The organism is Brevibacillus fortis, assembly GCF_003013395.1.
GTDB classification, from domain to species: domain Bacteria; phylum Bacillota; class Bacilli; order Brevibacillales; family Brevibacillaceae; genus Brevibacillus; species Brevibacillus fortis.
Genome location: NZ_PXZM01000002.1, coordinates 1 through 26240, shown reverse-complemented (window position 1 = coordinate 26240; position 26240 = coordinate 1). Strand labels below are relative to the sequence as shown.

The following is a 26240-nucleotide window of genomic DNA, read 5'->3' as shown; positions in this document are numbered from 1 at the left end:
GGTGGAGCGAAATGATTGCGAACAAAAACGTAACACAGGCCGGACAGGCTTGGACGCGGCAAGTGTCCGATCGAATGGGTACCACTGCCCAGACGTGGGGAGAAAAAGTAGCAGATTTCATAGAGAAGTGGAATGTTCTCCCCATCCTCATGGGCTTCTTATTGGGACGAGCTCTGATCGTGGAAGAGCTAACTCCCTTTGCTATACCGTATTTCATTGTCATGTTTTATATTCGTCGAGATTGTTTGCTTGTCACGGGGATGGCTCTTATTATCGGGGCGTTTACCCAGTCAGTGCCTGTTGGATTGGAAACCGCCTTGAGCGTGATCCTTGCCTTGTTTGCCTGCAAACTGATGAATAAAATGCGCAAGAAAGATTTTTCACGGACGCCTTTGCTGGTCGTCGGGACGATTTTCATCAGCCGTCTGTTGTATGCGGTTCTGACCAACCAGGTAACGACCTACGAGCTCGTAATGGTCGCAGTAGAAGCGATTCTTGGTTTCGTACTAACGCTCATCTTCATTCAGTCTTTATCGATCATTCATTTGGCGAAACCCTATGAGCCTCTCAAAAATGAAGAGATCGTTTCGTTAGTCATTTTACTGGCCTCCTTGATGACAGGTACTGTGGATTGGATGGTCGAAGGCATTTCGATGGAGCATGTACTTACACGCTATTTGCTGCTCGTCTTTGCTTTTGTCGGTGGTGGCACGATCGGTGCGGCTGTTGGTGTGGTTACGGGTCTCATCCTCAGTCTGGCTAATGTGAGTGCGCTTTTACAAATCAATTTGCTCGCTTTCTCCGGTCTTCTGGCAGGCTTGCTGAAGGAAGGCGGCAAAGTGGGTGTATCCGCAGGCTTGTTGATTGGTACGGCTATTCTTGCGATTTACGGTGGAGCAGAAGAGACACTCTACTACTCCTTGATCGAAACCTCTCTAGCGATTGTGCTCTTCATTCTGACCCCTGCTGCTCTTTGGAAAAAAGTAGCCCGATTTATCCCCGGGACTCCCGAGAATCTACAATCCCATCAAGAATACATGCGCAGAGTCCGTGATGTGACAGCGGGCAAAATCCAGCAATTCTCCGACCTGTTTACGCAACTCTCCCATAGCTTTGCCCAGACAGCCGATCCTGAAGAAATGGAAGAACAGGCCGATGCCTTTCTCAGTCGCGTATCTGAATTCACCTGCCAGAAATGCTGGAAAAAAGAACAATGCTGGGAAAAAGATACGCAATCGACCTATGAGGGAATGCGCTTTTTAATGGAAAAAGTGTACGAGCACGGTACCTTGGCCGGTGTGACTCCGCCGCGTGATTGGGAGCGCAAGTGTGTCAAAACCGAAAAGGTCATGACGGTGATGGAGCAGGAATACGATCGTCAGCAATCGTTTGACCAACTGAAAAAGCAAGTAAAGGAAAGCCGGATGCTCGTAGCTGACCAGCTATCGGGAGTCTCTCGTGTCATGAGTGATTTTGCCCGGGAAATACAACGGGAGGGCATGGAGCTGAGCTTTCAGGAAAAGCAGGTCTCACAAGCATTGGAGGGCTTGGGTCTGTCGGTTCGCCGCGTAGAAATACACAGCTTGGAAGAAGGGAAGGTCGATATCGAAATCAGTCAGCCGACTTGCTATGGCCGCGATGAATGCGCGAAGATCGTGGCTCCCATGCTCACCGAGATTTTGGGAGAAAACATTGTAGTTCGCGAGCGGCATTGTGAAGCGCAAAAAGATGGTTCATGCACGATGTGCCTTGCTTCCGCCAAAACGTATGAGATCGATATCGGGGTCGCAGGTGCGGCCAAAGACGGCAAGCTACTATCCGGTGACAGCTTCCGCACGATGGATTTGGGTAATGGAAAAATGGCGCTGGCGATCAGCGATGGAATGGGAAATGGCGAGCGGGCATCCATAGAGAGTCAGTCCGCCCTCGATATGCTCCAGCAGCTTTTGCGTTCTGGCATGGACGAAAAAATTTCGATCAAAACCGTTAACTCAGTTCTCGCCCTGCGTTCCAAGGAAGAAATGTTCGCGACAGTGGACTTGGCTCTGATTGATCTGCAAACAGCTCATACCCGTTTTGTAAAAATCGGCTCCACCCCGAGCTTTGTCAAAAGAAATAAAGATGTCATCACGATCACGGCCAACAACCTGCCAGTGGGGATTTTGGAAGAAATCGAGGTGGATGTCGTATCTCGTATGCTCAAGCCAGGTGATTTGCTTGTAATGATGTCCGATGGCATCTACGAGGCTCCGCGACATATTGAGAACAGGCAAGCGTGGATGAAACGAATCATCAGTGAACTGGAGACGAATGATCCACAAGAGGTCGCTGATTTACTGTTGGAAAAAGTCATTCGCCAGCATTCCGGACAAATTGTCGATGATATGACCGTATTGGTGGCGCGAATTGACCGCTTTGTACCGCAGTGGGCTGCGATTGCTGTGCATGGGATGGAGAAGCTCGAACGCCCACGGATTGTGAGTTAGGAGTATGTTTTCTCCATTACCCGTCGATACTGTTGCTAAAAATACCCTGCGAAGTGAGCAGATGTACAGTCGCTGCACAGAACAGGGAACCTCAACGACAGTTGAGGGATTAAAAACAGATCGAATGGGGAGATTATTGTGAAAGAAGCGACACTTCGTCAAATACTGGTAGTGACAGACGGCTGCTCCAACTCGGGGATGAGTCCCGTTGCTGCGGCAGCTCTGGCACGGGAGCAAGGGATTACGGTCAATGTGATTGGCGTAATCGATAAGAGTGAGTTGGGAGAAAAAGGGGAGAAGGAAATCAGGGATATCGCGGAAGCTGGCGGTGGACTCTGCGACATCGTGTACCCCCAGCAGCTTGCGCAAACGGTACAGATGCTGACGCGAAAGGCAATGACGCGCACCATTCATCAAGTGGTCAATAAAGAATTAAAAGAGATTTTGGGCGATTCCGGAATAGAGGAGCTGGCACCTGATAAAAGAGTGCAGGTTGCCGGGATGGTTGACGAGCTCGGTGAAAAAAGCAGCTTGAACGTCGTGATGCTGGTCGATACCTCAGGAAGTATGAAGCCAAAGCTGTCGGCTGTTCAGCAAGCGATACACGATTTTAGTATCAGTCTGCATTCGCGGAGTGGACAAAGCAGAATGGCAGTCGGTTCATTTCCGGGGAAACAAAAGCATCTCGATATCCGCATTTCGTGGACAGAGAAGGTTGAGCAGGCCCATCAAATTACAAGTGATTTGGCGATGAGCGGAATTACCCCTACTGGGCCCGCCATCGTAGAGGCAATTGCCTTGTTTGAGCAGGATAAGCTCCCACGCTCACTGCAAGAGCGTTACACAGACCAAGAAGAGGACGACTCGAACGGAATGCTGCGTGACCATGTCTTTTAAGGCAGCCACCCCCGACCTGCCCAAGCACTTTACAGGCAAATGGAACAAAAAATCGTACCACGTTTTACGGGAGTTGGGGCGTGGTGCAAACGGGACCGTGTACTTGGTATCCCAAGGCGGCGTGCAGCGCGCGGTTAAGGTCGGTGTGGAAGGCATGGACATTTTAATGGAAGTGAATGTGTTGAAAAGCACACAGCAGGGGCGGGATTCCAAAGTGGGACCGCTCCTGTGCGACGTGGACGATCTCGTCGTAAACGGGAAGGCCTGTACGTTTTATGCCATGGAGTATCTTCAAGGCCTGCAATTGGATGAATATATCCAACAAGAGGGTACGGACTGGGTGGCCGTGATGATGGTTCAATTACTGGCGCGTCTGGATGTATTACACCAGCATGGCTATATTTTTGGTGATTTGAAACCGCAGAATGTGATGGTTACCCAATCGGACAAGCAGGTACGGTTGATTGATTTTGGTGGAGTGACCAAGTTGGGCAACGCCGTTCGGCAGTTTACAGAAGAGTACGATCGAGCTTTTTGGCATGCAGGTGATAGAAGGGCTGAAGTAAGTTATGACCTGTTCTCCACAGCCGTGATGATGGTACGTCTGACAGTTGGACCCCAAACGTGGAAAAACAGCCTTGGTGACCCACGTCACACGGTATTGCTCTGTGATATAATACGAAAAAGTGACAGCCTGTATCCTTACCGGGAGCCTTTAGTGAAGGCGTTTCACGGTAAGTTTGCGACCGCGAAAGAAATGCGAGCGGAGCTGTTGGCAATCTTGCGAGATAGTATGGTTGCCAAAGCACAAAAGCCGCAAAAGAAAACGCGGCCGAGAGGGAACGCAGGGGCGGGCATCAGCGGTCTTTTTGTCGCCTCGTTACTCCTATTGGCTGGCACTTTGTATTACGCATGGTTTATGTGAAGGATGTGACGGTTCGTGTCCTCAGATTTGGTGATGGATACTTGCTTGTTGGCAGGCTCGATTATTTTGAAAAACGGTGGAGAGACATACCGGACGGAAGAGACAATGGCATTGATTGCAAAGGCTGCGGGGATGGATGACGTCAACAGCTCCGCTACGCCCACGAGCATCATCCTGTCCTTTCGTTGCAGTGGACTGGATCATACAAGAATGGTTCGTACCCCAAAACGTACGACCAACCTCAATAAAATTACGCTCGTGAATGATGTTTCCCGACAGTTTGTCGGTGGGAAAATTAATTTGGAGCAAGCCTATCGGACGCTGCGTGAGATCGATCAAAAAAAGCAGATTTATCCGAAATGGTTGCAGCATCTAGCAGCCGCTACGGCCAGCGGCTCCTTTTCTATGCTTGCAGGGGGAGATTGGAGCAGTCTGGTTCCTTCAGCGATCGCCGGGTTGATTGTGAACCTGAGCCAGGAATATTTAGAACAGTTTGTCCGGATGAAGTTTTTTACGGAGTTCTCCGCCGCTTTATTAGGTGGGCTTTTCGCGTTGTTGAGCGTGACGCTCTTTCCACAGTTGCCTTTAAGCATCATTATTATTGGTGCGATGCTTCCGTTGTTTCCGGGGATCGCCATCACCAACTCGCTTCGGGATTTGATGGCTGGTGATTTAGTTGCAGGTGTTTCACGCGGAGTAGAAGCCATGCTGACAGCTGTCTCCGTAGCGGTAGCCACAGCCATTATTCTTTCGTTTACGAGGTGAGTACGATGTTGTTACAAGGATTGGCGCTTAGCTTCGCCTCTTCAGTAGCGTGGTGTGTGCTGTTCAATGTGCCGGTTCGAACAATCGTAGCGGGTGGTTTTGCCGGAGTGGTCGGTTTTCTCGTCTACTCCATTCTTCCTATCTACGGTGCTGAGGTCTTGTTGTCCACGTTTGTTTCGGCTGCTGCTGTCTCTTTGCTCAGTCAGCTCTTATCTATTATACTGCGAGTCCCCTCTACGAATTTTAGCGTAGCAGGTATCATTCCACTGGTACCGGGATCGTTGGCTTACAAAGCCATGCTAGCCTTCGTGAACAATGATTATGTCGGAGGGATTACCCAGGCGACTAAGACATTGATGGTGGCTGGCGCGATTGCTTCTGGACTTATATTTGGAATTTCGGTTCTGACGATTTGGAAAGGAGCCCGTTATGCTGGCAAGCGTGCGCAACGAGATTGAGATCGAGGGGCTTTTGCTTCCAGGTGAGACCATTGTTGTCGGAATTTCTGGCGGCAACGATTCTACCGCACTGTTGCATATATTGGCTTCTCTCAATAAACAATACCAGTATAATTGGAAGCTGCATGCTGTCCATCTGAACCACGGCTTTCGCGGGGAAGAAGCAAGGCAGGACGCGCTCTATGCAGAAAAACTATGTCGTGAACTCGGCGTTGCTTTCCACCTGTTTGAGTATGACGTTCCCGCTTATATGGAAAAAACGGGACTAGGCGGACAAGAGGCAAGCCGCGATATTCGCTATCGGCTGTATCGAGAGGTAGGTCTCGCGCAAGGAGCGACCAAGCTGGCATTGGCTCATCATGCAGACGATCAAGTAGAAACGATTGTCTTTCGTTTTGTGCGAGGCAGCAGGCTGCAAGGACTGACAGGGATGCCGAAGCGCAGAATGCTTGCGGATTGCCCTATTGAGCTCGTCCGTCCACTCTTGCATAAAACGCGTCAAGAACTGGAAGGCTACTGTCGGGAACATCAACTCGTCCCCCGTGAAGATAGCAGCAACCAATCGCGCAAGTATACGCGCAATCTGCTGCGTCTCGATGTCATGCCCTTATTGGAAAAAGTGAATGACAAGTATCGAGAGCATATCTTGGCTACTGCGGAGGCAATCCGTCAGGACGAAGCGCTTTTAATGAGGCTGGCACGGGAGCAGTTGAAAGAGGTAACCATTGAGAAAAAACCAGAAGCATTTTTGATGGACAATGACAAGTTTCAAACTTGTGACGTTGCTTTACAAAGGAGAATGATTACTCTAATATTAAGTTATCTCTCAAAACATACCGAATGGTCTTCGCAACATGTGGAGACCGTTTTGCACATGCTAGGGGGAAGTCGCCCTTCTGCGGAATTGCATTTGCCGAATGACCTGGTAGTCGACCGGGTGTACGAGCGAATTGTTTTTCGTCGTAGGAAGCGACAGGATCGCATACATACGTATAGTTACGAGCTCGCCGTTCCGGGTGTGACCTGGATCGACGAGAGCAAGGCCACGGTACATATTACTTACCTGGAAGGTCCCATGGATTGGGAGCGACTCCCGGCGAATGAAGCGGTTTTTGATGCCGATCGATTGCCAGGATCGCTGTATTTGCGTAACCGAAAACCTGGAGACCGCATCACCCTGTTTGGCTCAGCAGATGGAAAGAAGCTGAAGGATTTATTGATTGATGCCAAATTTCCGCGAGCATGGCGTGACAAACTTCCGCTTTTAACGGCGGGCGATGAGGTGATTTTGGTACCAGGTGTGCGCCGTTCCGCCGTAGCGCCTGTCAATGGACAGACCAGGCGTTTTCTACACGTGCGGGTAGAGTTTGGAGAAGATTGGCGGGAGGTTTTTTCATGAATCAAGACATCGAGAAGATTTTGCTATCAGAAGAGGATATCGCGGGTAAAGTTCAAGAATTGGGCAAGACGCTGGCTGCAGAATACAAGGATAAAAATCCATTGGTTATCTGCGTGCTGAAAGGCGCAGTCGTTTTCATGGCTGATCTGATCCGTCACATGGACATTCCGTGCGAAATGGACTTCATGGCTGTTTCCAGCTACGGAAGTGGAACAGAGTCCTCTGGCATGGTGAAAATCTTGAAGGATCTCGATACATCTGTGCAAAGCAGACACGTGCTGGTTGTAGAAGACATCATGGACAGTGGGCTGACGCTGAGCCGCTTGGTAGAGCTGTTGCGCCATCGGGAAGCTGCTTCTGTAAAAGTGGTGACTCTCTTGAACAAACCAGAGCGTCGCAAGGTGGATATTTCACCAGACTATAAGGGCTACGACGTTCCAGACGAATTCGTTGTGGGATACGGCTTGGACTATGCCGAGCACTATCGTAACCTGCCTTATATCGGTGTCTTGAAGCCTGAGGTCTACACGAAGTAGGTTTGTTGTGGAGACCGTGCTTTCTATGATAAAATGTGAAAAGTGTCTGTTCGTGAGAGGAGGTAAGGAATGAATCGCTTTTTTCGTAATACCGGGTTCTACCTACTGATTTTTCTTGTCACGGTCGGGATCGTGAATTTCATCCTCTCCGGTACTGATAAGGTTGGGAAACTTACATATCAGGAATTCCGGATACAGCTAAAAGCTGACAACGTCACAGAGTTGGCGCTTCGACCAGAGAATGGTACTTACAGGGTTGAGGGTACGTTGGCAAAAGCTATTCCGGGACAGGAAAGCAACAAATTTTTTACCAATGTTCCTTTGTATGACTCAGATGTTGTTAAGCTAGTCGAAGAGAAAATCGATGCGCAAAAGGTGAAGAATGTAGCGTTTAATCCTGCGGAGGGCAATAGCATTTGGCTCACGTTCTTGACCTCTATCATTCCTTTTGTCATCATCTTCATCCTGTTTTTCTTTCTTCTGAACAACGCGCAAGGTGGCGGAAGCCGAGTAATGAACTTCGGTAAAAGCCGCGCGAAGCTTTACAACGAAGAGAAGAAACGCATTACATTTGACGATGTAGCAGGAGCAGACGAAGAAAAGGCGGAGCTGGAGGAAGTCGTTGATTTCCTGAAAGACAACCGTAAGTTCAATGCGGTTGGCGCTCGTATTCCAAAAGGGGTACTGCTCGTAGGACCTCCGGGTACAGGTAAAACCTTGCTCGCTCGTGCTGTTGCAGGCGAAGCTGGTGTACCGTTCTTCAGTATCTCCGGTTCTGACTTCGTGGAAATGTTCGTTGGGGTGGGTGCTTCCCGCGTACGTGACCTGTTTGAAAATGCAAAGAAAAATGCTCCTTGCATTATCTTTATTGACGAGATTGACGCTGTTGGTCGTCAACGCGGAGCTGGACTCGGCGGCGGCCACGACGAACGCGAGCAAACTCTCAACCAGTTGCTCGTAGAGATGGACGGTTTTGGTGGAAACGAAGGGATCATCATGATTGCTGCGACCAACCGACCTGACATTCTCGACCCGGCTCTCTTGCGTCCGGGACGTTTTGACCGTCAAATTACAGTAGATCGTCCTGATATCAAAGGCCGTGAAGCGGTGCTCAAGGTTCATGCCCGCAACAAGCCGATTGGTGAAGACGTGAAGCTGGAAGTGATTGCTCGTGGTACATCGGGCTTCACTGGCGCAGATTTGGAGAACTTGCTGAACGAAGCGGCTCTCTTGACTGCCCGCAGAAACAAAAAGCAAATCAACATGACGGAAGTGGATGAAGCGATTGACCGCGTAATTGCGGGCCCAGCGAAGAAGTCTCGCGTAGTGAGCGAAGACGAACGACGCCTGGTTGCCTTCCACGAAGCAGGTCATACGATCATCGGATACCACCTGAGAAATGCAGAAATGGTACATAAGGTAACAATCATTCCGCGCGGCCAAGCTGGCGGATACACAGTGATGCTGCCGAAAGAAGACCGTTTCTTTGCTACCAAAACGGACCTGCTCGACAAAATCGTCGGTCTGTTGGGTGGACGCGTTGCGGAGGAAATAGTGCTTGGGGACATTAGTACCGGCGCACATAATGACTTCCAACGTGCGACTGCTATCGCTCGCAGCATGATTACCGAATACGGAATGAGCAAGCTCGGTCCTATGCAGTTCGGTAAGAGTCAAGGACAGGTATTCCTGGGCCGCGACTATGGCAATGAGCGTAACTACTCCGATCAGATTGCTTACGAAATCGATCAGGAAATGCAAAATATTATCAACGAGTGCTACGCAAAGTGTACAGAATTGCTGACGACGCACCGTGATCAGCTCGATCTGATTGCGAACACGCTGCTCCGTGTAGAGACTCTTGATGCTGAGCAGATCAAGCAATTGATCGAAACAGGTAAAATGGATAACGACCCAGACGTAAATAAAGATGTGGTCGTGAACATTCAACCGAAGCTGGAAGAAGTAAAAGAAGAACCAAAGCAAGAAGAAACAAACGAAGAACCAAAGCAAGAAGATACAAAAGAAGAACCGAAACAATAAGGGGCGCCTCAGGTGCCCTTTTTTGTAATATCGGAAAGTATAAATTTTGTGGGTGTTTAAGCTCCTAAGTTTTAAAGGTGTCGATGAACCAATAAAGCTGGTGAGAAGAAAAAGCGCAGGGCTCGTAGACCTTGACAGCGCCACCCCAGTCGGAACTTAAAAAAGGGGACCACGCTTGTCGAACACTTCTTCCTTGAGAAACTTCCGCCCGTAGGGTGGCTTTGGCTCGACGGTCCCCTTTTTTAAGTGTAGACGGTCAGTGAATCCCCCTGCTGACGTGTCAGAGTCGAAGAGAACTGTGCTTTTTCTTCTCTTCCACTATGCTGACTCAATGGCAAATCCAAAGCGAATGAGAGGGATTGGATATGTTGCTTACACCGGGCATGGCTGCATTTGACATGGATGGAACCTTACTAAATCACGAATCCAAGATGACAGAAGGAACGAAAGAAGCACTTCGCCAATTGCAACAGCAAGGCTGTAAACTCGTTTTGTCTACAGGCAGGATGTATGGCTCCGCTCAAATTCCGATCGATTCCTTTCCTTTTGACGGCTATGTATGCAGTAATGGGGGCGTTGTTTTCGAGGGGGATGGCACACTCGTCCGTCGATGGCTCCTTCCCACTGAGATGGTAATCGGTGCGATCCATGCACTGAGGCAAGAAACGATTTATTATGAGCTTCATGATACCAACAGCAATCGGTGGATGATCAAAGAAGATCGAGAGCGATTGGAAGCGACAATGAGTGAGGATGCATCTGTGGAAGGGTTCTCGATCTTGAAATTTCCCTACTACAGGCTCGCTCGCGTAGAGCCATTGGCTGATGTGCTAACCAAGGTGGAGTCCGGGGAAGTAGACATCGTCAAGTTTTTCATCTGGCATCATGATCCAGATCGTCTGGAGTGGGCGATAGAGCAGTTGAAGCCTTGGGACGAGCAAGTGACCATCACTTCATCCGGTAAGCAGAATGTCGAGGTGATTCCTCAAGGGGTCTCCAAATGGGAAGGGCTTCAATACTTCTGTGAGAAGTGGGGAATCTCCCCAGAGAAAGTAATGGCATTTGGTGATGCAGAAAACGATCGGGAGGCATTAACGGGCGCAGGATATTCCGTCGCGATGGAAAACGCTTCTGACGAAATTAAGCAGGTGGCCAAATATATAGCTCCCCATCACAATGAGGAAGGTGTAGCCCGATTTATTCGGGAGCGCGTTCTCGGAGAAAAAGGCGAGTAAGAGAATGATAAAGCAGAAACTGCGTCTGTATTGGCCGGTTTCTGCTTTTTTCTCACTGTTGTTGAGAATTGTTATCAATTATAATGGTCGTATGAATACTGGCAAGTGGGGAGTGATTGCAACGATGATGCGCAAAGAGCTTATGATTTTGTGGAACCATGCATCCGTGAAAGTAATGGATGTACGCCATCAGATCGTGCAGCCAGGAGAGAAAATAACGGCTTATCAGCTCCCGGCAAGCGTATTTTTGTTTACGGTTCGAGGTCGAGCAGTCGTGCAGCTCAATAATGTGATGTACCCTGTCCATACATTTCATGTGATTCACGGGGGCAAAGGGCTGACTCTCAACGTAAGCGTTACGGATAACGAATGGGAATACTACATCATTTTCTATAAAGCAATGATTCCGTTGCCAAGTCGTCAGGAAATCATGAATCTCTTGGAATCTCGCAACTGGTTTTTGTCTCCCTATTCCATTGTGCCGCAGCAGCCTATCACTCTGCTGGATATACTGGATCATCTGCGGTCTGTTTGGGACAACGGGGATGAGGATGATTTGAGACAATTGCGGGCAAAAGGATTGTTTCATCTGTTTGTTTGCGAGCTGCTTGATCAGATGGATGAGCAAGAAGAGGTAATCACCCAACATGATCTCGTTTTCCTTGCAAAGCAATACATTCATAAACACTATGCGGAACCGATCACGCTTGCGGCAATCGCTCAGACGTTGAATTACAGCATTCCTTACTTGTCGAAGCAGTTCAAGCGTCAAACGGGTCATAGTCCGATCGATTATTTGATTGGTGTGAGACTCAAAAAGGCAAAGGACTTGTTGAGTCGTACGGATGCCACTCTTCAGGAAGTGGCGGAAGGTGTCGGGTATACGGATTTCTCCTATTTCATCAGAGCCTTCAAAAAACATACCGGCGTGACCCCAGGGCAATTCAAGGAACAAGTTCTGCGTATCGGTGAAGGCTCAGAATATCCTATGAAAAGGCTAAGATCAGATCTTGTCTCCCTATCGAATGAAACATACAATCTGATTGTTGTTGAAAATCATTCTCAAAAGGATAGGGGAATAGACGTGAAAGGAAAAATGCACAAGCTCGTGCTGGGGCTTGCTTTGTTACTTAGTGCATGTTCAGGTACACCGATGGGGAATGGTGGAACGCAGCATGCCACACCTGTTGCGACTTCTTCGGCGACAGAGGCGACTTCACAACCGACAGAGCAGCAATGGCCGCGAACGTACGTGGATGCACTCGGAAAAGAAGTGGTAATTCCCAAAGAGCCGAAGCGCATCGTCGTGACTCATTTCGGGATGATGGAATACTTTTTTGCGTTGGAAACGCCACCGATTGCGTCTACGCTCGCTGATCGCATGCTGACTACTTTTGAAACGTTGAAGCCATACGCGAGTACCGCAACGGTAAAAGATATCGGGGAAGTGAGGACGCCGAATCTAGAGATGATCGCAGACCTGAATCCAGATTTGGTAGTCGCGTTTTCCGGGACACACAACGAAGTATACGCGGATTTAAGCAGTATTTCTCCAGTAGCCATGATTAACAATACAGAAGATCGGAGCTGGACAGAGACACTCCGTGAATACGCCAAGCTGATCGGCAAAGAGCAATTGGCCGAAGACTACATTACGAAATTGCAGACGCTAATGGGTGAAGCCAGAGAGAAATTAGCCAAGCATAAAGACAAATCAGTTACGTTTTTACGGGCGACAGGTGACGGAAGCACCTTTTATGTATTGGACGACAATGACGTTTCGTATGCATACGACCAAGAAACAGGCTTGGGGTTGAAGTCTCCGGGGCAATACAAGCTGGAGGGAGAAGTAATTTCTTTGGAGGGTGTCACGGTTCTTAATCCAGATTATATTTTCGTGGTAGATCATGCGGACAGAATGGATACAACGATGGCGGAGTTGAATCAAAGCAAGGTCTGGCAATCGTTAAAAGCGGTAAAAGAAAAGCACGTATTCCCGTTGGATGTATCGATCAGTACCAAAGGACCTTTGGCGATCAAGTATACGACAAACAAAGTTCTCGAATTTATGTCCACGAACTAAGGTTTTCGAGAAAGGAGGAGGAAGGGCCCATGCTACCTATCGTCGAGCTGTTTCAAAATCGCAAGCTAACGATTTATTTGCCTGAGGGCTATCATGAAAGCGAAGAGCGTTACGCTGCTGTGTTTTTGCAGGATGACGGTGATTTGATTGACCCGAAGGATAGTGATGTTCTTCAGAAAATCAGAGAGTTAACGGCTATCAATCAACTGCCTGGCTTGCTGTTTGTCGGAATCGAATCATTCGATCGAAATAATGAGTATACGCCGTTTGTGTCGCCGAATGTTTTTGAACCGGAGTCCGGCAAACAGTTTGGTGGGAACGCTTCTGTGTATGCGGATTTTCTAGCCAATGAGTTGAAGCCGTACATCGATAGTAAATATCGTACATTACAGGAGCGAGAGTACACTGGGATCATGGGTTTTTCCTTTGGGGGACTCATTTCCGTCTATACAGCGTTACGCCATCCCGATGTTTTTGGAAGGGTGGGCAGTTTTTCCGGCTCCTTCTGGTTTCCGGGGATCGTGGATTGGATCGAGCAACGCACAATCCGTGATACGGGACAGCGTCTTTACATGAATTTGGGACATGCGGAAGGCAGCGGTCGAACAAACGGACAGCAATGGATGGTACCCAACAGTAAGAGAATCTATCAATATTTGCAGCAAAATGGTTTTCAGGGAGATTCGATCCGACAGGTAATTTATGAGAGTGACTTCCATTCTTTTGAGCGAGGAGTGCAATACGTTCCAGATGCCATGCAGTGGTTGTTCAACACCAAGTGAATCCGTTTACAGGTACCACGTTGACAAGGTGGGGTTATACGCTTACAATGACCGTAAATTATGACACCACCGTAGGGGGATTTTTTCCATGGACGCTTTAGCGTTAGAAAAAAAAGCCCAGCGCAACGCTGAGTTACGTGAACGACTGCTGCAGTTGAAGAAAGAGCGTAATGCCATCATTCTTGCTCACTTTTACCAACGTCCCGAGATTCAGGAGGTCGCTGACTTCATTGGAGATTCCTTTGGGCTGGCGCAGAAAGCGAAAGAAACGGATGCCGATGTGATTTTGTTCTGTGGGGTTCATTTCATGGGAGAAAGTGCAAAAATTCTCAATCCCCAGAAGACCGTCATTATTCCCGACGAACGGGCTGGCTGTCCAATGGCAGACATGGTAAACGTAGACGGGCTGCGGAAGCTCAAAGATCAGCATCCAAATGCAAAGGTAGTGGCTTACATCAATACTTCTGCGGATGTAAAAGCAGAAACCTACATCTGCTGTACGTCGTCCAACGCGAAGCGGGTGATCGAGTCGATCGACAGTGACGAGATCATTTGGGTGCCGGACAAAAACCTCGGCCACTATGTATCCCAATTCACAGACAAGAAAATGATCATTTGGGAAGGGTACTGCAATACGCATGATCAACTGTCTGTAGAAGACATCATGACGTTGAAGCAGCAGCACCCGGAGGCTGTGGTTGTCGTTCATCCGGAGTGCCGCCCAGAAGTGGTATCCCTGGCTGACTACGTTGGTTCCACGACCGGAATTTTGAAATATTGCCGTGAGTCTTCGCACAAAGAGTTTATTATCGGAACGGAAGACGGCACGCGCTACATGCTGGAAAAGGACAGCCCGGACAAAACATTCATTTTCGCTTCCAAGTATCTGGTTTGCCCAAACATGAAGGTGAACAACCTGAAAAAGTGCGTCGAGGCGCTGGAGAATATGAAACCGGAGATTTTTGTTCCGAAGGATGTTGCTGATGCGGCACGTGCTTCGTTGGAGCGCATGCTTGCGGTAGCGCCTGCTTAGGGGCATTTGATGTGATGTAAAAAGGGAGTAGAGCGAATGGGCTTTACTCCCTTTTTCTATTAGGAGGCTTTGGTTAATGGCTGAATGTCTTTCCGGCGATATACGTTCAGCACGAGTCCAATCAATGCCATCTGCAAAACGAGCTGTGTAATGCCGTACCCGTAACTGACCAAAGGAAGAAGGACATTTGCGTAGGGGACCAGACCCATTGTCATGAAAATACTCCAAAAAAATGGGGTGAAAAAAAGTGTCGTTATCCCTGATAACAGCATGGCACCGTAAGAATCCTTTACCTGCTTGATCGTAAGGAGCAAGCGAACCAACAGGACAATGCCCAGGATAAAAATGGATGCTCCGGCTACCAGCCCCAAGCTGTGAACCAAGTAGACAAAAATATAGTTGGACTCAAGGGCGGGGAGAGTGTCCATGGTAGAGCCAAAGCCATGTCCCCACATGCCTGCTGATTGAATCGTTTCCATGGACTGAATGGTTTGATATCCTTTTCCGGTTGGATCACTGTAGGGGTTCAAGAAATAGAAAAAACGATCCAACTCTTGCGGTGTAGCAAACAGGTAATACTTCCCGATGATGATGGAAAACGCCATCCCCAGAAAGCTCAAAACAGCACGCCAGTTGGCTTGAGAAGCAATCAAAAGTGTGACGTAGCCAATGAGAAACATAATAATCGAATAATCTTGGCGCACGGAAAGAAGAAGGAAGCACGGGGGCATAAATAATGCGATTGCTTTCATAATGGTAAAGCGTCCGTTTTCCTTCCACTCGGTGAAAATTCCTGCGATGGCGACAATGAGCAGGAACGGGCTGATATAGAATACGTTGAGCTCTTCAACTCGGATGTCTAAATGAGGGATATTATAAATGGGGTCCCCGAAAGACAGCGTAAAAAGTAATAAGAGTAGCGTAAAGAAATACAAGAGTCGACTGTAGCGTTTCAATTTACTGTAATCAGAAAAGAGAATCGCCACCAAGGCGACTGTGCCGATCAAAATGCCATTGACCTGCCTTTCCAGCCAATTTTGTTCATCTTGTGCAATTTGAAGGGAATACAATACTAACAGGCCGACTCCAAGGAGGATTCCAACGATGGCAAGAATACCCCACTCCATCCGCGGCTTATGCGCCTGATGCAGATGCCGCCCGACATCGACAGGATCACCCATCTCCGCAATCGCAATCCGAGTCGCTTCATCTTCCCCATACCCAGCCTCACGATAATCCTCGATCTTTTCAGCGAAGTGATTCTCCAACTCCAGCGTAATCGCTGGATGAACCTCTTTGTTCTTAATCTGGTCGCAAACCTCTTTTATGTAATCCGCAATACGGTTGTTTCCGTTCATGTTGCCTGCCCTCCCAACACGGAGTCAACAGCGGTACGAAAAGACTCCCACTCCTGTTTTTTCTCTTTCAAATGCTTCTTGCCTTCGCGGGTGATTTGATAATATTTGCGTTTTCGCTCGCCTTCACCCTCACTCCAATACGCCTCGACCTTCCCTTCCGACTCAAGAGTATGAAGAATGGGATAGAGGGTGCCTTCCTTGAGTGACAACACACCGTTCGAACTAGTTTCCATCGTCTTGATCATCTCATAGCCGTACATCGCCTTTTGCTCGAGCAAGGTAAGAATGAGAATGACCGTACTACCTTTCATCAGCTCTTTGTTAACCGCCATAGCTACCTCCTTATACCTCGAATTTCGATACCTCGAATATCTATGTATGATTGTATTCCATAAAAGGGAAAAAAGAAAGACTTCCTCGTCGGGAAGTCTTGTTATATGTGTTTAAGAAGGCATCGGGGTAGGAGTTGGTTTTCCGTAGCCTTGCCCATAGGTTTGGTCTATGTAGTTACGAATTTCTTTTGTAGATTTGCCTTCTTCATTCATCTTGCCGGAAATAACGGCGATTTCCATGCATACGCCGCAACGAGTGCCGTGGTCATCCCAGACAATGGAGCCGTCAGACTTTTCTTCTTTGATGAAGCAGTTGCCATTGTGCTCGTGTCCAGCACTTTCACCACAACCACAATAGCATGGAATGGATTTGAGTAGCTCACGATTTGCCGCAGCAACTTTGTAGGATCCGATAATGACAGGGTCTTGGTTATCTAAAAATTTCGGTAGCTGATCAGCGGAAGCAGTCAATTCCTGCAAATCACCATTGGGGGCGTGCTGCGTGTGATCGCTATGATTCTGTTCAGCTTGATCATTAGAGCCACAGCCGGCAGAAAGCAGAGCTGCGGTGATAAAAGTAATGGCTAACCATGATTTACGTTTCATCTTGGACATACCTCCTGCCAGTTATTTTATCATAATGAGATGGAGAAATTGTGAAGCTATGAGAGAAGCTGTACTCTTATGACGATTAAATCGGAATAAATCCTATTTACTTTTTAGGCCCCTCTCCGTATAATGAAAAACGACGAGAACGTAAATCGGAATCATTTTGAATTGGAGTAGGAGGAAATAGAGATGAAAAGAGCAATGGTGGCAGCCCTAAGTTTCATTACAGCAGTGGGACTGGTGGGATGTGGAGCAGCGAACGAAACGGCTGGTACTCCGCAAACTGGTAGTGACGCGTCCGCGAAGCCAAAAGTATACACGACGATTTATCCATTGGAATATGTAGCGAAGCGAATCGGCGGTGAGCACGTTGAGGTAACCAATCTGGTTCCCGTTGGCGTAGAATCTCACGACTACGAGCCAACCGCAAAAGACATGGTTGCTCTGTCCGGAGCAGATATCTTCGCCTATAACGGCAGTGGTTTGGAGCTGTGGGTAGAAAAGGCTGTAACCAACCTCGACAAAAACAAGACAACGATCGTCAATGCGACGGAAGGTCTCGAGCTGCTTAGTGTAGCCGAGCTTGAGCATGAAGGAGAAGGGCACACAGAAGAAGGACATGCAGAAGAGGCAGGGCATGAGCACGGCGATCTGGACCCTCATGTATGGCTCGATCCGATGCAACTGAAGGCACAGGCAGAGAAAGTCAAAAATACGCTCGTGCAAAAGGATCAAGCGCACGCTGCCGATTACGAAAAGAACTACACACAACTAGCAACAGACCTGGAGCAGCTGGATAAAGAGTTCAAAGATATGGTTACGCAAGCGCCGAAGAAAGAATTCATGGTTTCTCATAGCGCATTTAGCTACATGGCAAAACGCTACGGATTGGAGCAAGTAGCGATCTCTGGGGTCAATCCTTCTGATGAGCCGTCCACGGCTGAGTTGAAGAGCTTGGTAGAGCATGTAAAAGAACACAACATTTCTTATGTGCTGTTCGAGACGTTGGTTTCTCCGAAGGTAGCGGAAGTGATTGCGAAGGAAGCTGGCGTGAAGACGGCCACGCTCAATCCGTTGGAAGGTTTGACGGGAGACGACGTGAAGGCAGGCCGTGATTACTTGTCCATTATGCGCGACAATATGAATACATTAAAGACTGCACTCCAATAAGCTTTCCCTCGAAAAGATGTCGCTTGCCAAGCGGCATTTTTTCGTTAGTAGGATGCTTGTGATTCGGGCAAAATCGTAGTACGATAAGGGGATCAAATAAGAACAAATCCGATTTAAGGGATGGATATTTCATGGAGCCACATACACAAGAGGTGCCCGTCATTAAGCTCACAGGCGTCTCCTTTCAATATGAAGACAAACAGGTTCTCGATGAGGTTGAATTCACGCTGGAACGCGGAGACTTTGTGGGCATCGTTGGACCGAACGGGTCTGGGAAATCTACGTTGATGAAGCTGATTTTGGGTCTATTGACGCCAAACAAAGGGACAGTCGAGCTGTTCGGGCAACCACTATCCAAGTTTCGAGAATGGAATCGCATTGGATATGTCGCTCAACAGGTTGCACATGGAGCGGGTGGATTTCCGGCAACCGTGCGAGAAGTCGTGTCATCTGGATTGGTAGGTAAAGTAGGCCTTTTTCGCAGACTGACGAAACAACATCATGAGAGCGTACGGGCCGCTGTGGATCGTGTCGGCTTGTTGGAGAAACTAGATCAACGAATCGGCAACTTGTCCGGTGGGCAATTGCAGCGCGTATTTATAGCGCGCGCTCTCGTAGCTGAACCGGAGCTGCTGATCCTCGATGAGCCAACGGTTGGGGTCGATCAGGAATCGATCGATCAGTTTTACAGCTTGCTTCGTTCGCTGAAGGAAGAGAACGGATTGACGATGATGATCGTCAGTCACGATGTGGGAGTCATGTCGCAATGGGTGACCAAGGTGGCTTGTGTGCAGAAGAAGATTCACTTCCACGGAACGGCGCACGAATTTGAGCATAACCAAGAAAAAATCTTGCAAAGTATGTACGGTGATTCGGTCAGACTGCTGTCTCATCATCATTAAGCTTTGTAAATAGGTAAGAAAGAAGGAATATGCACATGCTTGCTGATTGGTGGCAGTATGACTTTTTGCGGTATACCCTGTTTTCAGGGATTTTAATTGGCCTGATCTGCCCTGTTTTGGGCACGTTTCTCATTGTTCGTCGCTTATCGATGATGGCAGATGGCTTGTCACACGTTACACTATCCGGGGTAGCTGCCGGGATGCTCATTTCCAAAAAGGTCGCCTTCTTCTCCGCAGTCAATCCGCTGTTTTTCGGGATGCTGTTTGCGGTGATTGGTTCGTTGTTCATCGAGCGGCTGCGTAAGGTGTACAAAGCCTATCAGGATTTGGCGATTCCGATTATTTTGTCCGCGGGACTTGGACTGTTTACGGTATTGATCAGTATCGCAGACGGTTTTAATGCAGATTTGTATTCGTACTTGTTCGGAAAAATCGTTACAGTGTCCATCGAAGATCTGTATGCGCTGATTGGTGTGGCAGTTGTCGTTTTGGCGACGGTCTTGTTGATTTACAAGGAGCTTTTCGCAGTCTCCTTTGACGAGGAATTCGCTCGCGTCTCCGGAGTGGCTAGACGATCGATCAACTTGTGGTTCATGGTGCTCGTTGCACTGACGATTGCGGCATCTATGCGTATTGTCGGTGTCCTGTTAATCTCGGCGCTGATTACGCTTCCGGTTGCTGCCAGTCTGCAAATTGCAAAAAGCTTTCGTCAAACGATTTTCTTGTCGATTTTGTTCGCAGAGTTTTCTGTGCTGAGTGGTTTGTATTTTGCCTATCTCCTTGATTGGGCATCTGGTGGTACAATTGTACTGATGGCGGTACTGGTTATGCTGGTTGTATTGGGTGTAAAAAAGCTGCGTGTGGCTTTCCGGTAAGAGTGATCCGGATATGACAAAAGGAAGGAGTGTTTGTCGATGAAAGTAGAAGAAGCGCTGCAAATATTGAAAGAACATGGTTTCAAGTATACCGGCAAGCGGGAGGAGATGATTCGAATCTGCGCGGCCGAGAAGCGATACCTGTCTGCCAAAGATATTATGGAAAGAATCAAGGAGCAGTATCCAACACTCAGCTTCGATACCGTCTATCGCAACATTTCCACTTTTGTTGAGCTGGGGATTCTGGAAGAGACGGAGCTGGACGGGGAAGGCAGATTCCGTTTGGCCTGTTCGACAGATGGGCACCATCATCACCATGTGATTTGTACGGAATGTGGAAAGACTTCTTCTTTGCCAGGATGTCCGATGAATATCATTTCTGCGGTACCGGAAGAGTTCCAGGTGACGGGACACAAGTTCGAGGTATATGGCACGTGTAAGGAATGTGTAACGCATTCCAATTAGTCAGATAGAGGAGAGTGTTCGCTTTTGCGGACGCTCTTTTTTTCATCTCCTTCAAGCATGTATTTGCTATAATGGGTGGAAAATCATCAGTTACAAGAGAGAAGGGACACGGTCATGATTCCCCGTTATGTTGTGGACTTTGATTTGCACGCCTTGCCTCGGATGAGGGCAGATGTAGCTGTTATTGGAGCAGGAATTGCTGGGTTGTATACGGCGTTGCAAACGAGTGAGTATGCGGATGTGGATGTGGTGTTGATCAGCAAAAAGGGACTCGATGATAGTAATACACGCTGGGCTCAGGGAGGAATCGCTGCTGTAACAGCCCAATCTGATTCCCCTGCCCTTCATCGACAGGATACGCTAATCGCTGGAGCAGGTCTTTGCTCGTATAACGCTGTGGAAGTCCTGGTGCATGAAGGCCCTGATCGCTTGCATGAACTGATTGCATATGGAACGGAATTTGACCGCGATGAACAAGGACAGTACGAACTGACACAGGAAGGTGCGCATAGCAAACGACGTATTTTGCATGCGAATGGAGATGCCACTGGGGCAGAGATCGTCCGCGCCTTGTCCAAGCGTGTGATAGAGCAGCCAAACATTCAGGTTTTGGAATACCATTTTGCTGTGGATGTCATCACGCAGGATGGCGAATGCGTGGGTGTCCTCGTGCGGAAGCCGGATGGTGAACTGTTTTTCCTGGAAGCCAAAGCAACGGTGCTGGCTACAGGAGGAGCGGGTCAGCTTTATCGCTATACGACGAATCCGCAAATCGCCACGGCAGATGGGATCGGCATCGCGTATCGGGCGGGTGCTCGCATTAAAGATGTGGAATTTATTCAGTTTCATCCGACTGCGCTTTACTATCCGGGAGCCCCGCGTTTTTTGATTTCGGAAGCGGTTCGTGGGGAGGGTGCCATTTTGCGTAACAGCAATGGTGATCGCTTCATGGACAAGTACCATCCGCAAAAAGAGCTGGCGCCGCGTGATATTGTTGCCCGGGCGATTGTCTCTGAGATGGAACAGACGAAGTCTACGTTCGTGTATCTCGACATCACCCATGAATCGGAGGAGCTTATTAAGCGTCGTTTTCCGACGATTTATAATTTTTGCTTACAATACGGGCTCAATATGGTGACAGATTGGATTCCGGTAGCTCCTGCTTGCCATTATATTATGGGCGGTGTCCAGACTGACTTGAACGGGGAGACCTCGACGAAGCGGCTTTTTGCATGCGGGGAAGCATCATGCACAGGGGTACATGGAGCGAATCGACTGGCCAGCAACTCGTTATCGGAAGCGGTTGTGTTCGGCCACCGGATAACGGAGCGGATCAAGCAGCTGGCTGATTTGCCGAGCATTCATCCCTTTCAGGTTGTATCTAAGAAAAAACGGCCTCAAACGTTCAATACACGTGAACAACGCTTGAAAATGCAAAAGCTCATGCTACGGCATGTTAGTGTAAAGCGCGACGAAAAAGGATTAACGAAAGCATTTGCGGAGCTTACGCGAATGGAGCAATACTATCAGTACGAGCCAGAGAGCGTGGAAACGTTTGAATTCTTCAATCTGCTGAATGCTGCCGTTCTGACAACGAGAGCAGCACTTTTGCGGGAAGAAAGCAGAGGCGGGCATTATCGTACTGATTTTCCGAATAAAGATGATTTGCTGTGGCGGAAGCATTTGATCCAGTCCGTAGAAGATGGTGTCCAAGAGGAGTGTGAGAAGCATGATGTGGAATAAACGGGAGCTTCAGCGAAAAATAGAGGAATGGCTACAGGAAGACGTGGGATTTGGTGATGTGACGACAATGAGCACGATTCCGGAATCGGAGCAGGGTGTCGGCATTTTGTATGCGAAGGAAGCGGGAATTGTAGCAGGCTTGCCGATTGCAGAGCAAGTATTTGCCACGGTTGATTCTACCCTCGTTTTTGAGATAAAAGTAGAAGAAGGAGCACAAGTGGAGGTTGGTCAGCAGATCGCAGAGGTCAGCGGTTCGGTTCGTTCGATTTTGAGCGGAGAGCGGCTCGCACTTAATTTAATGCAACGTCTGTCTGGGATTGCCACGAAAACGAGTGAATACGCATCAGCCGTCGCAGGGACGAAAGCACGGGTTGTCGATACGAGAAAGACGACGCCAGGGCTTAGGGCTTTGGAAAAGTACGCGGTTCGTGTCGGGGGAGGCTACAATCACCGTTTTGCCTTGTATGATGCCGTAATGATCAAGGACAATCATATCAAAGGAGCAGGCGGTATCGCCCAGGCTGTCGCTGCGGCACGCGCGGTCATTCCTCATACAATGACAGTGGAGGTAGAGGCTGAATCGTTTGAACAGGTTCAGGAAGCATTGGCAGCAGGTGCAGATACGATCATGCTCGACAATATGTCACTCGATCAAATGGTGGAAGCCTTACAGTTTATCAATGGACGGGCCATTGTTGAGGCATCTGGCGGTGTCAGTCTGGAGACGATTGGTGACATTGCAAAAACGGGCGTTGATATCATTTCGGTAGGGGCTCTGACTCATTCCGTCAAAGCGTTTGATATCAGCCTCGACTTGAATACGCGCAAGCGGTAAGGAGCGACCACGATGTTATTGGTGATCGATATAGGCAACTCCAATATTGTATTGGGCTTGTATGAAGGCGACGAGCTCCAACACCATTGGAGAGTGTCCACAGATCGTAACAAAACGGAAGACGAGTACGGCATGCTCGTTAAAAGCTTGTTTGGTAGTGTTGGGCTCGGTTTTGAGCAGGTTAGAGGCGTGATTATCTCGTCTGTCGTTCCGCCTCTTAACCTCACTATTGAACGCATGTGCGCGAAGTACATGCAACAAAAAGCACTGCTTGTCGGACCGGGTATCAAAACTGGATTGAACATCAAATATGAGTATCCACGAGAGGTAGGCTCTGATCGAATCGTGAACGCTGTTGCTGCGATTCATCATTATGGTACACCGCTGATCGTGGTCGATTTTGGAACGGCGACGACCTTTTGCTATGTGGACGAGCGGGCGCAATATTGGGGCGGGGCGATTGCTCCTGGTATTGGAATATCGACAGAGGCACTCTTTACTCGTGCTGCCAAGCTGCCGCGAATCGAAATCGCCAAACCTGCAAGTGTAGTCGGCCGCAATACGGTAGCGGCGATGCAGTCCGGCATATTTTACGGGTTTGTCGGTCAGGTCGAGGGCATCGTACGAAGAATCATGGATGAATACAGTACACGACCTACCGTAGTTGCCACAGGAGGGTTGGCAGCACTTTTTGCTAATGAGACGTCTTGTATCCATGTCGTGGATCAGAATCTTACGCTAAAAGGACTTCGTTTGATCTATGAGCGAAATCAATCATAGTGGATGTCGAACGTATTTGCAGAAAAACATTTCAGGATCATCTGGATCTAGGTGAGTAAGGGTTCCGCAGTGAGCGTATCCGAGCTTTAGACAGAGACGTTGCATTCTTTTATTGGAAAGGTTAGTAGAAGTGAACAACTTCTCTGTAGGGGAGATCGTTTCCAGATAGCGCATCATCTCCTCGCCAACCCCTCTGTTTTGATAGTGAGGGTGAACAATGATTAGATGTATAAAGCTGTTCTTAAAAAAAGATTGATTGATGAGGGCAAAACCGACGATGTTCATGTCGAATAACGCCACGTAGCAATGCTCTTGTTCTATGGCTGTTTGTAGTTCAGTTGAACGACTGGTTGAACCTAGCACCATTGCATCAATCGTACAGACAGCAAGAATGTCTTGAGGAGTAGCTAGACGGATCGAGGTCATCCATTTCAAATCCTTTCCTAGGTTGTATGGAATGGAAAAAGGGTGTTAAACTACTGGTAGAGATATTGAATTTCCGACATATAAATAAAGGAGCCAATACCGTTGCAGCGGCAAGGCTCCTGAGACAAGTAGCTGTGGACACCCACGGCGCGCAAGATTACAAAAACAGCGAACCCACCGTCAGGCGGTCAACCTTAGGCGGTGGGTTTTCGCTTGTTACGCCACTTTCTTATCCATCGGTAGAGCTTCCTGCTGCTAAACCAGAGGCTTAGCAAGGTTGCCAATACTTTTAGGAAAAGGTAAAGCGTGCCGAGCGAGACCATCAGCATCACCCCCTTTACAGGAAGCTGTGCCGTGGTCTTCCACCGCCAGTCTTGTCTTAAGTTAAATTATACCATCTCACCATTCCTTATGGTGAGATCTCTTGTTAGTGCAGATACGAGCATGCTCGACAAAAAGCGTGGCATTCGGCGAGTAACATTGCTACTGACAGGTAATGATATATACGTGTTTCACATCAATGGATGGAGACAGAGACAAAAAGTTGAGATTTTCATTATTTTTCGTTGACAGCACATGCTGCACACGCTACAATGGCTATTGTGCCTAGCAGAAAAGTTATGTCACATTGAACTTTTTAAGTTTCTTTAAAAAAGTTCTTGCGTTTCACATGAATGCATGCTAACATATGAATTCTGGAAGGCAAACGAGCGGATCGCTTTGATCCACTTCATATATACGGATGGATGTCCGAGCGGCCGAAGGAGCACGATTGGAAATCGTGTAGGCGGTGTCGAACCGTCTCGTGGGTTCAAATCCCACTCCATCCGCCATCACTTTTTTAGAAATGGCCCGTTGGTGAAGCGGTTTAACACAGCAGCCTTTCACGCTGTCATTCAGGGGTTCGAATCCCCTACGGGTCACCTAGCAAAACGCCTTGCAGTTTCGCAGGGCATATATGGAGGCTTAGCTCAGCTGGGAGAGCATCTGCCTTACAAGCAGAGGGTCGGCGGTTCGATCCCGTCAGCCTCCACCACTTATATAATAGGGCAAGGAAGGTCAGCTGAAAGTGCCGCATACGGCAACGCTGACACTCGATAGTCCTGATCGTCGCGGGATGGAGCAGCTCGGTAGCTCGTCGGGCTCATAACCCGAAGGTCGCAGGTTCAAATCCTGCTCCCGCAACCAAATTTTCTACTTGCACTTCGTTGAGTAATCATCGTGATCAAGTAGGATCGGAGTGCCCATTGGGTGCAACCAAATATGGAGCTGTGGTGAAGTTGGAGTTCACGCCGGTCTGTCACACCGGAGGTCGCGGGTTCGAGTCCCGTCAGCTCCGCCATTTCAACCTTGATGGTTTGAAATAGCGATAAATATAGTGAGAGCCATTAGCTCAGTTGGTAGAGCATCTGACTTTTAATCAGAGGGTCGAAGGTTCGAGTCCTTCATGGCTCACCAGTTTTTTAAAACAAGAGATGGATCTTCATATGCGGTCGTGGCGGAATGGCAGACGCGCTGGCTTCAGGTGCCAGTGGTGGCAACACCGTGGAGGTTCAAGTCCTCTCGACCGCACCATTACCCCAAAAAGCGAATCGAAGCTTCGAAGTGATTTCCGAGTACTTTTCGGGGACCCCACAGCAACAAAGTAGCATGCGGACGTAGCTCAATTGGTAGAGCGTCGCCTTGCCAAGGCGAAGGTCGAGGGTTCGAGACCCTTCGTCCGCTCCATAACATGTGCCCTTAGCTCAGCTGGATAGAGCGTTTGACTACGAATCAAAAGGTCGGGAGTTCGAATCTCTCAGGGCACGCATCTTCATTTTAAAAAGTGAAGAACGATAATCGGGAAGTAGCTCAGCTTGGTAGAGTACTTGGCTTGGGACCAAGGGGTCGCAGGTTCGAATCCTGTCTTCCCGACCATCGCTTTCTTGAAAAAATGATGGTTGACATGAATGTGACGCACATGATATATTGAAAATCCGCTCTTACTAAACAAATTGCAGATTGGTTGAAAAACATTTCAAAAAAGTGTTTGACACCTGAAAGCGGATGTGCTAACATGAAGTTCCTGCTAGTTTAGCAGAACTAAAAATGCTCTTTGAAAAC

General features: G+C 48.4%; 23 protein-coding genes and 10 tRNA genes. 29 read left to right on the top strand and 4 right to left on the bottom strand.

Annotation, left to right across the window (positions count from 1 at the left end; all coding sequences use genetic code 11):
- Positions 1 to 11 precede the first annotated feature (11 nt).
- From spoIIE to nadA, 12 genes are all read left to right on the top strand, one after another.
- Complete coding sequence (gene spoIIE, locus C7R93_RS01280; protein ID WP_106837117.1) at positions 12 to 2486, top strand: stage II sporulation protein E; 2475 nt, start codon at positions 12 to 14, stop codon at positions 2484 to 2486.
- A gap of 138 nt (positions 2487 to 2624) precedes the next feature.
- Positions 2625 to 3383, top strand: a complete 759-nt coding sequence (locus C7R93_RS01275) for a vWA domain-containing protein (protein ID WP_106837116.1) — start codon at positions 2625 to 2627, stop codon at positions 3381 to 3383.
- Positions 3373 to 4308 carry a serine/threonine protein kinase gene (locus C7R93_RS01270; protein WP_244191417.1) on the top strand — a complete coding sequence of 312 codons (936 nt, stop codon included), beginning with the start codon at positions 3373 to 3375 and terminating at the stop codon, positions 4306 to 4308. Before C7R93_RS01275 ends, C7R93_RS01270 begins: the two co-directional genes overlap by 11 nt.
- Before the next feature lie 15 nt (positions 4309 to 4323).
- On the top strand, positions 4324 to 5073 hold the full coding sequence (locus C7R93_RS01265) for a threonine/serine exporter family protein (protein WP_106837114.1): 750 nt from the start codon (positions 4324 to 4326) through the stop codon (positions 5071 to 5073).
- Positions 5074 to 5078: 5 nt separating this feature from the next.
- On the top strand, positions 5079 to 5531 hold the full coding sequence (locus tag C7R93_RS01260; RefSeq protein ID WP_106657049.1) for a threonine/serine exporter family protein: 453 nt from the start codon (positions 5079 to 5081) through the stop codon (positions 5529 to 5531).
- Positions 5503 to 6930: a tRNA lysidine(34) synthetase TilS gene (gene tilS / locus C7R93_RS01255; protein WP_106837113.1), complete on the top strand. Its 1428-nt coding sequence runs from the start codon at positions 5503 to 5505 to the stop codon at positions 6928 to 6930. The genes C7R93_RS01260 and tilS overlap by 29 nt, the downstream gene beginning before the upstream one ends.
- Positions 6927 to 7466 (top strand): hypoxanthine phosphoribosyltransferase, encoded by a 540-nt coding sequence (gene hpt, locus C7R93_RS01250; protein ID WP_106837112.1) that lies wholly within the window; start codon positions 6927 to 6929, stop codon positions 7464 to 7466. Before tilS ends, hpt begins: the two co-directional genes overlap by 4 nt.
- Before the next feature lie 69 nt (positions 7467 to 7535).
- Positions 7536 to 9509 carry an ATP-dependent zinc metalloprotease FtsH gene (gene ftsH, locus C7R93_RS01245; RefSeq protein WP_106837111.1) on the top strand — a complete coding sequence of 658 codons (1974 nt, stop codon included), beginning with the start codon at positions 7536 to 7538 and terminating at the stop codon, positions 9507 to 9509.
- Between the two features lie 365 nt (positions 9510 to 9874).
- Positions 9875 to 10744, top strand: a complete 870-nt coding sequence (locus C7R93_RS01240; protein ID WP_106837110.1) for an HAD family hydrolase — start codon at positions 9875 to 9877, stop codon at positions 10742 to 10744.
- 4 nt (positions 10745 to 10748) lie between these two features.
- Positions 10749 to 12827: an AraC family transcriptional regulator gene (locus tag C7R93_RS01235; RefSeq protein WP_106837109.1), complete on the top strand. Its 2079-nt coding sequence runs from the start codon at positions 10749 to 10751 to the stop codon at positions 12825 to 12827.
- A gap of 29 nt (positions 12828 to 12856) precedes the next feature.
- Positions 12857 to 13609: an alpha/beta hydrolase gene (locus C7R93_RS01230; RefSeq protein ID WP_106837108.1), complete on the top strand. Its 753-nt coding sequence runs from the start codon at positions 12857 to 12859 to the stop codon at positions 13607 to 13609.
- An 88-nt stretch (positions 13610 to 13697) separates the two neighbouring features.
- Complete coding sequence (gene nadA, locus C7R93_RS01225; protein WP_106837107.1) at positions 13698 to 14642, top strand: quinolinate synthase NadA; 945 nt, start codon at positions 13698 to 13700, stop codon at positions 14640 to 14642.
- 59 nt (positions 14643 to 14701) lie between these two features.
- On the opposite strand, the gene C7R93_RS01220 is transcribed toward nadA, so the two are convergent.
- The 3 genes from C7R93_RS01220 to C7R93_RS01210 form a co-directional block, all read right to left on the bottom strand.
- On the bottom strand, positions 14702 to 16000 hold the full coding sequence (locus C7R93_RS01220) for an FtsW/RodA/SpoVE family cell cycle protein (RefSeq protein WP_106837106.1): 1299 nt from the start codon (positions 15998 to 16000) through the stop codon (positions 14702 to 14704).
- The gene (locus C7R93_RS01215) at positions 15997 to 16332 is read right to left on the bottom strand and encodes a PadR family transcriptional regulator (RefSeq protein ID WP_106837105.1); all 336 of its coding nucleotides are present in this window, start codon (positions 16330 to 16332) and stop codon (positions 15997 to 15999) included. Before C7R93_RS01215 ends, C7R93_RS01220 begins: the two co-directional genes overlap by 4 nt.
- 111 nt (positions 16333 to 16443) lie before the next feature.
- The gene (locus C7R93_RS01210) at positions 16444 to 16938 is read right to left on the bottom strand and encodes a PCYCGC domain-containing protein (protein ID WP_106837104.1); all 495 of its coding nucleotides are present in this window, start codon (positions 16936 to 16938) and stop codon (positions 16444 to 16446) included.
- 192 nt (positions 16939 to 17130) lie between these two features.
- Between C7R93_RS01210 and C7R93_RS01205 the strand changes: the two genes are divergently transcribed.
- The 7 genes from C7R93_RS01205 to C7R93_RS01175 all read left to right on the top strand — a co-directional run bounded on the left by C7R93_RS01205 (position 17131) and on the right by C7R93_RS01175 (position 23711).
- A complete protein-coding gene (locus C7R93_RS01205) occupies positions 17131 to 18111 on the top strand; it encodes a metal ABC transporter solute-binding protein, Zn/Mn family (protein ID WP_106837103.1) in 981 nt (326 codons plus the stop codon).
- Positions 18112 to 18242: 131 nt separating this feature from the next.
- On the top strand, positions 18243 to 19013 hold the full coding sequence (locus C7R93_RS01200; RefSeq protein WP_106837102.1) for a metal ABC transporter ATP-binding protein: 771 nt from the start codon (positions 18243 to 18245) through the stop codon (positions 19011 to 19013).
- A gap of 35 nt (positions 19014 to 19048) precedes the next feature.
- Positions 19049 to 19888 (top strand): metal ABC transporter permease, encoded by an 840-nt coding sequence (locus tag C7R93_RS01195; protein WP_106837101.1) that lies wholly within the window; start codon positions 19049 to 19051, stop codon positions 19886 to 19888.
- 39 nt (positions 19889 to 19927) lie between these two features.
- Positions 19928 to 20353 carry a Fur family transcriptional regulator gene (locus C7R93_RS01190; protein ID WP_016740938.1) on the top strand — a complete coding sequence of 142 codons (426 nt, stop codon included), beginning with the start codon at positions 19928 to 19930 and terminating at the stop codon, positions 20351 to 20353.
- A 114-nt stretch (positions 20354 to 20467) separates the two neighbouring features.
- Entirely contained in the window at positions 20468 to 22096 is a 1629-nt protein-coding gene (gene nadB / locus C7R93_RS01185) for an L-aspartate oxidase (RefSeq protein WP_106837100.1), read from the top strand.
- The gene (gene nadC / locus C7R93_RS01180) at positions 22083 to 22931 is read left to right on the top strand and encodes a carboxylating nicotinate-nucleotide diphosphorylase (RefSeq protein WP_106837099.1); all 849 of its coding nucleotides are present in this window, start codon (positions 22083 to 22085) and stop codon (positions 22929 to 22931) included. The genes nadB and nadC overlap by 14 nt, the downstream gene beginning before the upstream one ends.
- Before the next feature lie 12 nt (positions 22932 to 22943).
- Positions 22944 to 23711 carry a type III pantothenate kinase gene (locus C7R93_RS01175; protein WP_106837098.1) on the top strand — a complete coding sequence of 256 codons (768 nt, stop codon included), beginning with the start codon at positions 22944 to 22946 and terminating at the stop codon, positions 23709 to 23711.
- On the opposite strand, the gene C7R93_RS01170 is transcribed toward C7R93_RS01175, so the two are convergent.
- Positions 23706 to 24137, bottom strand: a complete 432-nt coding sequence (locus tag C7R93_RS01170; RefSeq protein WP_106837097.1) for a GNAT family N-acetyltransferase — start codon at positions 24135 to 24137, stop codon at positions 23706 to 23708. The genes C7R93_RS01175 and C7R93_RS01170 overlap by 6 nt on opposite strands.
- 740 nt (positions 24138 to 24877) lie before the next feature.
- Here C7R93_RS01170 and C7R93_RS01165 point away from each other — a divergent pair.
- From C7R93_RS01165 to C7R93_RS01120, 10 genes are all read left to right on the top strand, one after another.
- Positions 24878 to 24970, top strand: a tRNA-Ser gene (locus tag C7R93_RS01165).
- Positions 24971 to 24986: 16 nt separating this feature from the next.
- Positions 24987 to 25060 (top strand) — tRNA-Glu (locus C7R93_RS01160).
- A 37-nt stretch (positions 25061 to 25097) separates the two neighbouring features.
- Positions 25098 to 25173 (top strand) — tRNA-Val (locus C7R93_RS01155).
- Between the two features lie 75 nt (positions 25174 to 25248).
- Positions 25249 to 25325 (top strand) — tRNA-Met (locus tag C7R93_RS01150).
- A 77-nt stretch (positions 25326 to 25402) separates the two neighbouring features.
- Positions 25403 to 25479, top strand: a tRNA-Asp gene (locus C7R93_RS01145).
- A 40-nt stretch (positions 25480 to 25519) separates the two neighbouring features.
- Positions 25520 to 25595 (top strand) — tRNA-Lys (locus C7R93_RS01140).
- Positions 25596 to 25626: 31 nt separating this feature from the next.
- A tRNA-Leu gene (locus C7R93_RS01135) sits at positions 25627 to 25712 on the top strand.
- Between the two features lie 77 nt (positions 25713 to 25789).
- Positions 25790 to 25865 (top strand) — tRNA-Gly (locus C7R93_RS01130).
- 6 nt (positions 25866 to 25871) lie between these two features.
- Positions 25872 to 25945 (top strand) — tRNA-Arg (locus C7R93_RS01125).
- Positions 25946 to 25977: 32 nt separating this feature from the next.
- Positions 25978 to 26054 (top strand) — tRNA-Pro (locus tag C7R93_RS01120).
- Positions 26055 to 26240 lie beyond the last annotated feature (186 nt).

What these genes read in the sequence shown, in the direction of transcription:
- C7R93_RS01260 (WP_106657049.1), top strand. Translation starts at nt 5,079, where the DNA reads ATGTTGTTACAAGGATTGGCGCTTAGCTTCGCCTCTTCAGTAGCGTGG.
- C7R93_RS01230 (WP_106837108.1), top strand. Translation starts at nt 12,857, where the DNA reads ATGCTACCTATCGTCGAGCTGTTTCAAAATCGCAAGCTAACGATTTAT.
- C7R93_RS01240 (WP_106837110.1), top strand. Translation starts at nt 9,875, where the DNA reads ATGTTGCTTACACCGGGCATGGCTGCATTTGACATGGATGGAACCTTA.
- C7R93_RS01205 (WP_106837103.1), top strand. Translation starts at nt 17,131, where the DNA reads ATGAAAAGAGCAATGGTGGCAGCCCTAAGTTTCATTACAGCAGTGGGA.
- C7R93_RS01200 (WP_106837102.1), top strand. Translation starts at nt 18,243, where the DNA reads ATGGAGCCACATACACAAGAGGTGCCCGTCATTAAGCTCACAGGCGTC.
- C7R93_RS01270 (WP_244191417.1), top strand. Translation starts at nt 3,373, where the DNA reads ATGTCTTTTAAGGCAGCCACCCCCGACCTGCCCAAGCACTTTACAGGC.
- C7R93_RS01170 (WP_106837097.1), bottom strand. Translation starts at nt 24,137, where the DNA reads ATGACCTCGATCCGTCTAGCTACTCCTCAAGACATTCTTGCTGTCTGT.
- tilS (WP_106837113.1), top strand. Translation starts at nt 5,503, where the DNA reads ATGCTGGCAAGCGTGCGCAACGAGATTGAGATCGAGGGGCTTTTGCTT.
- ftsH (WP_106837111.1), top strand. Translation starts at nt 7,536, where the DNA reads ATGAATCGCTTTTTTCGTAATACCGGGTTCTACCTACTGATTTTTCTT.
- hpt (WP_106837112.1), top strand. Translation starts at nt 6,927, where the DNA reads ATGAATCAAGACATCGAGAAGATTTTGCTATCAGAAGAGGATATCGCG.
- C7R93_RS01215 (WP_106837105.1), bottom strand. Translation starts at nt 16,332, where the DNA reads ATGGCGGTTAACAAAGAGCTGATGAAAGGTAGTACGGTCATTCTCATT.
- nadA (WP_106837107.1), top strand. Translation starts at nt 13,698, where the DNA reads ATGGACGCTTTAGCGTTAGAAAAAAAAGCCCAGCGCAACGCTGAGTTA.
- nadB (WP_106837100.1), top strand. Translation starts at nt 20,468, where the DNA reads ATGATTCCCCGTTATGTTGTGGACTTTGATTTGCACGCCTTGCCTCGG.
- C7R93_RS01190 (WP_016740938.1), top strand. Translation starts at nt 19,928, where the DNA reads ATGAAAGTAGAAGAAGCGCTGCAAATATTGAAAGAACATGGTTTCAAG.
- C7R93_RS01175 (WP_106837098.1), top strand. Translation starts at nt 22,944, where the DNA reads ATGTTATTGGTGATCGATATAGGCAACTCCAATATTGTATTGGGCTTG.
- C7R93_RS01195 (WP_106837101.1), top strand. Translation starts at nt 19,049, where the DNA reads ATGCTTGCTGATTGGTGGCAGTATGACTTTTTGCGGTATACCCTGTTT.
- nadC (WP_106837099.1), top strand. Translation starts at nt 22,083, where the DNA reads ATGATGTGGAATAAACGGGAGCTTCAGCGAAAAATAGAGGAATGGCTA.
- spoIIE (WP_106837117.1), top strand. Translation starts at nt 12, where the DNA reads ATGATTGCGAACAAAAACGTAACACAGGCCGGACAGGCTTGGACGCGG.
- C7R93_RS01220 (WP_106837106.1), bottom strand. Translation starts at nt 16,000, where the DNA reads ATGAACGGAAACAACCGTATTGCGGATTACATAAAAGAGGTTTGCGAC.
- C7R93_RS01210 (WP_106837104.1), bottom strand. Translation starts at nt 16,938, where the DNA reads ATGAAACGTAAATCATGGTTAGCCATTACTTTTATCACCGCAGCTCTG.
- C7R93_RS01235 (WP_106837109.1), top strand. Translation starts at nt 10,749, where the DNA reads ATGATAAAGCAGAAACTGCGTCTGTATTGGCCGGTTTCTGCTTTTTTC.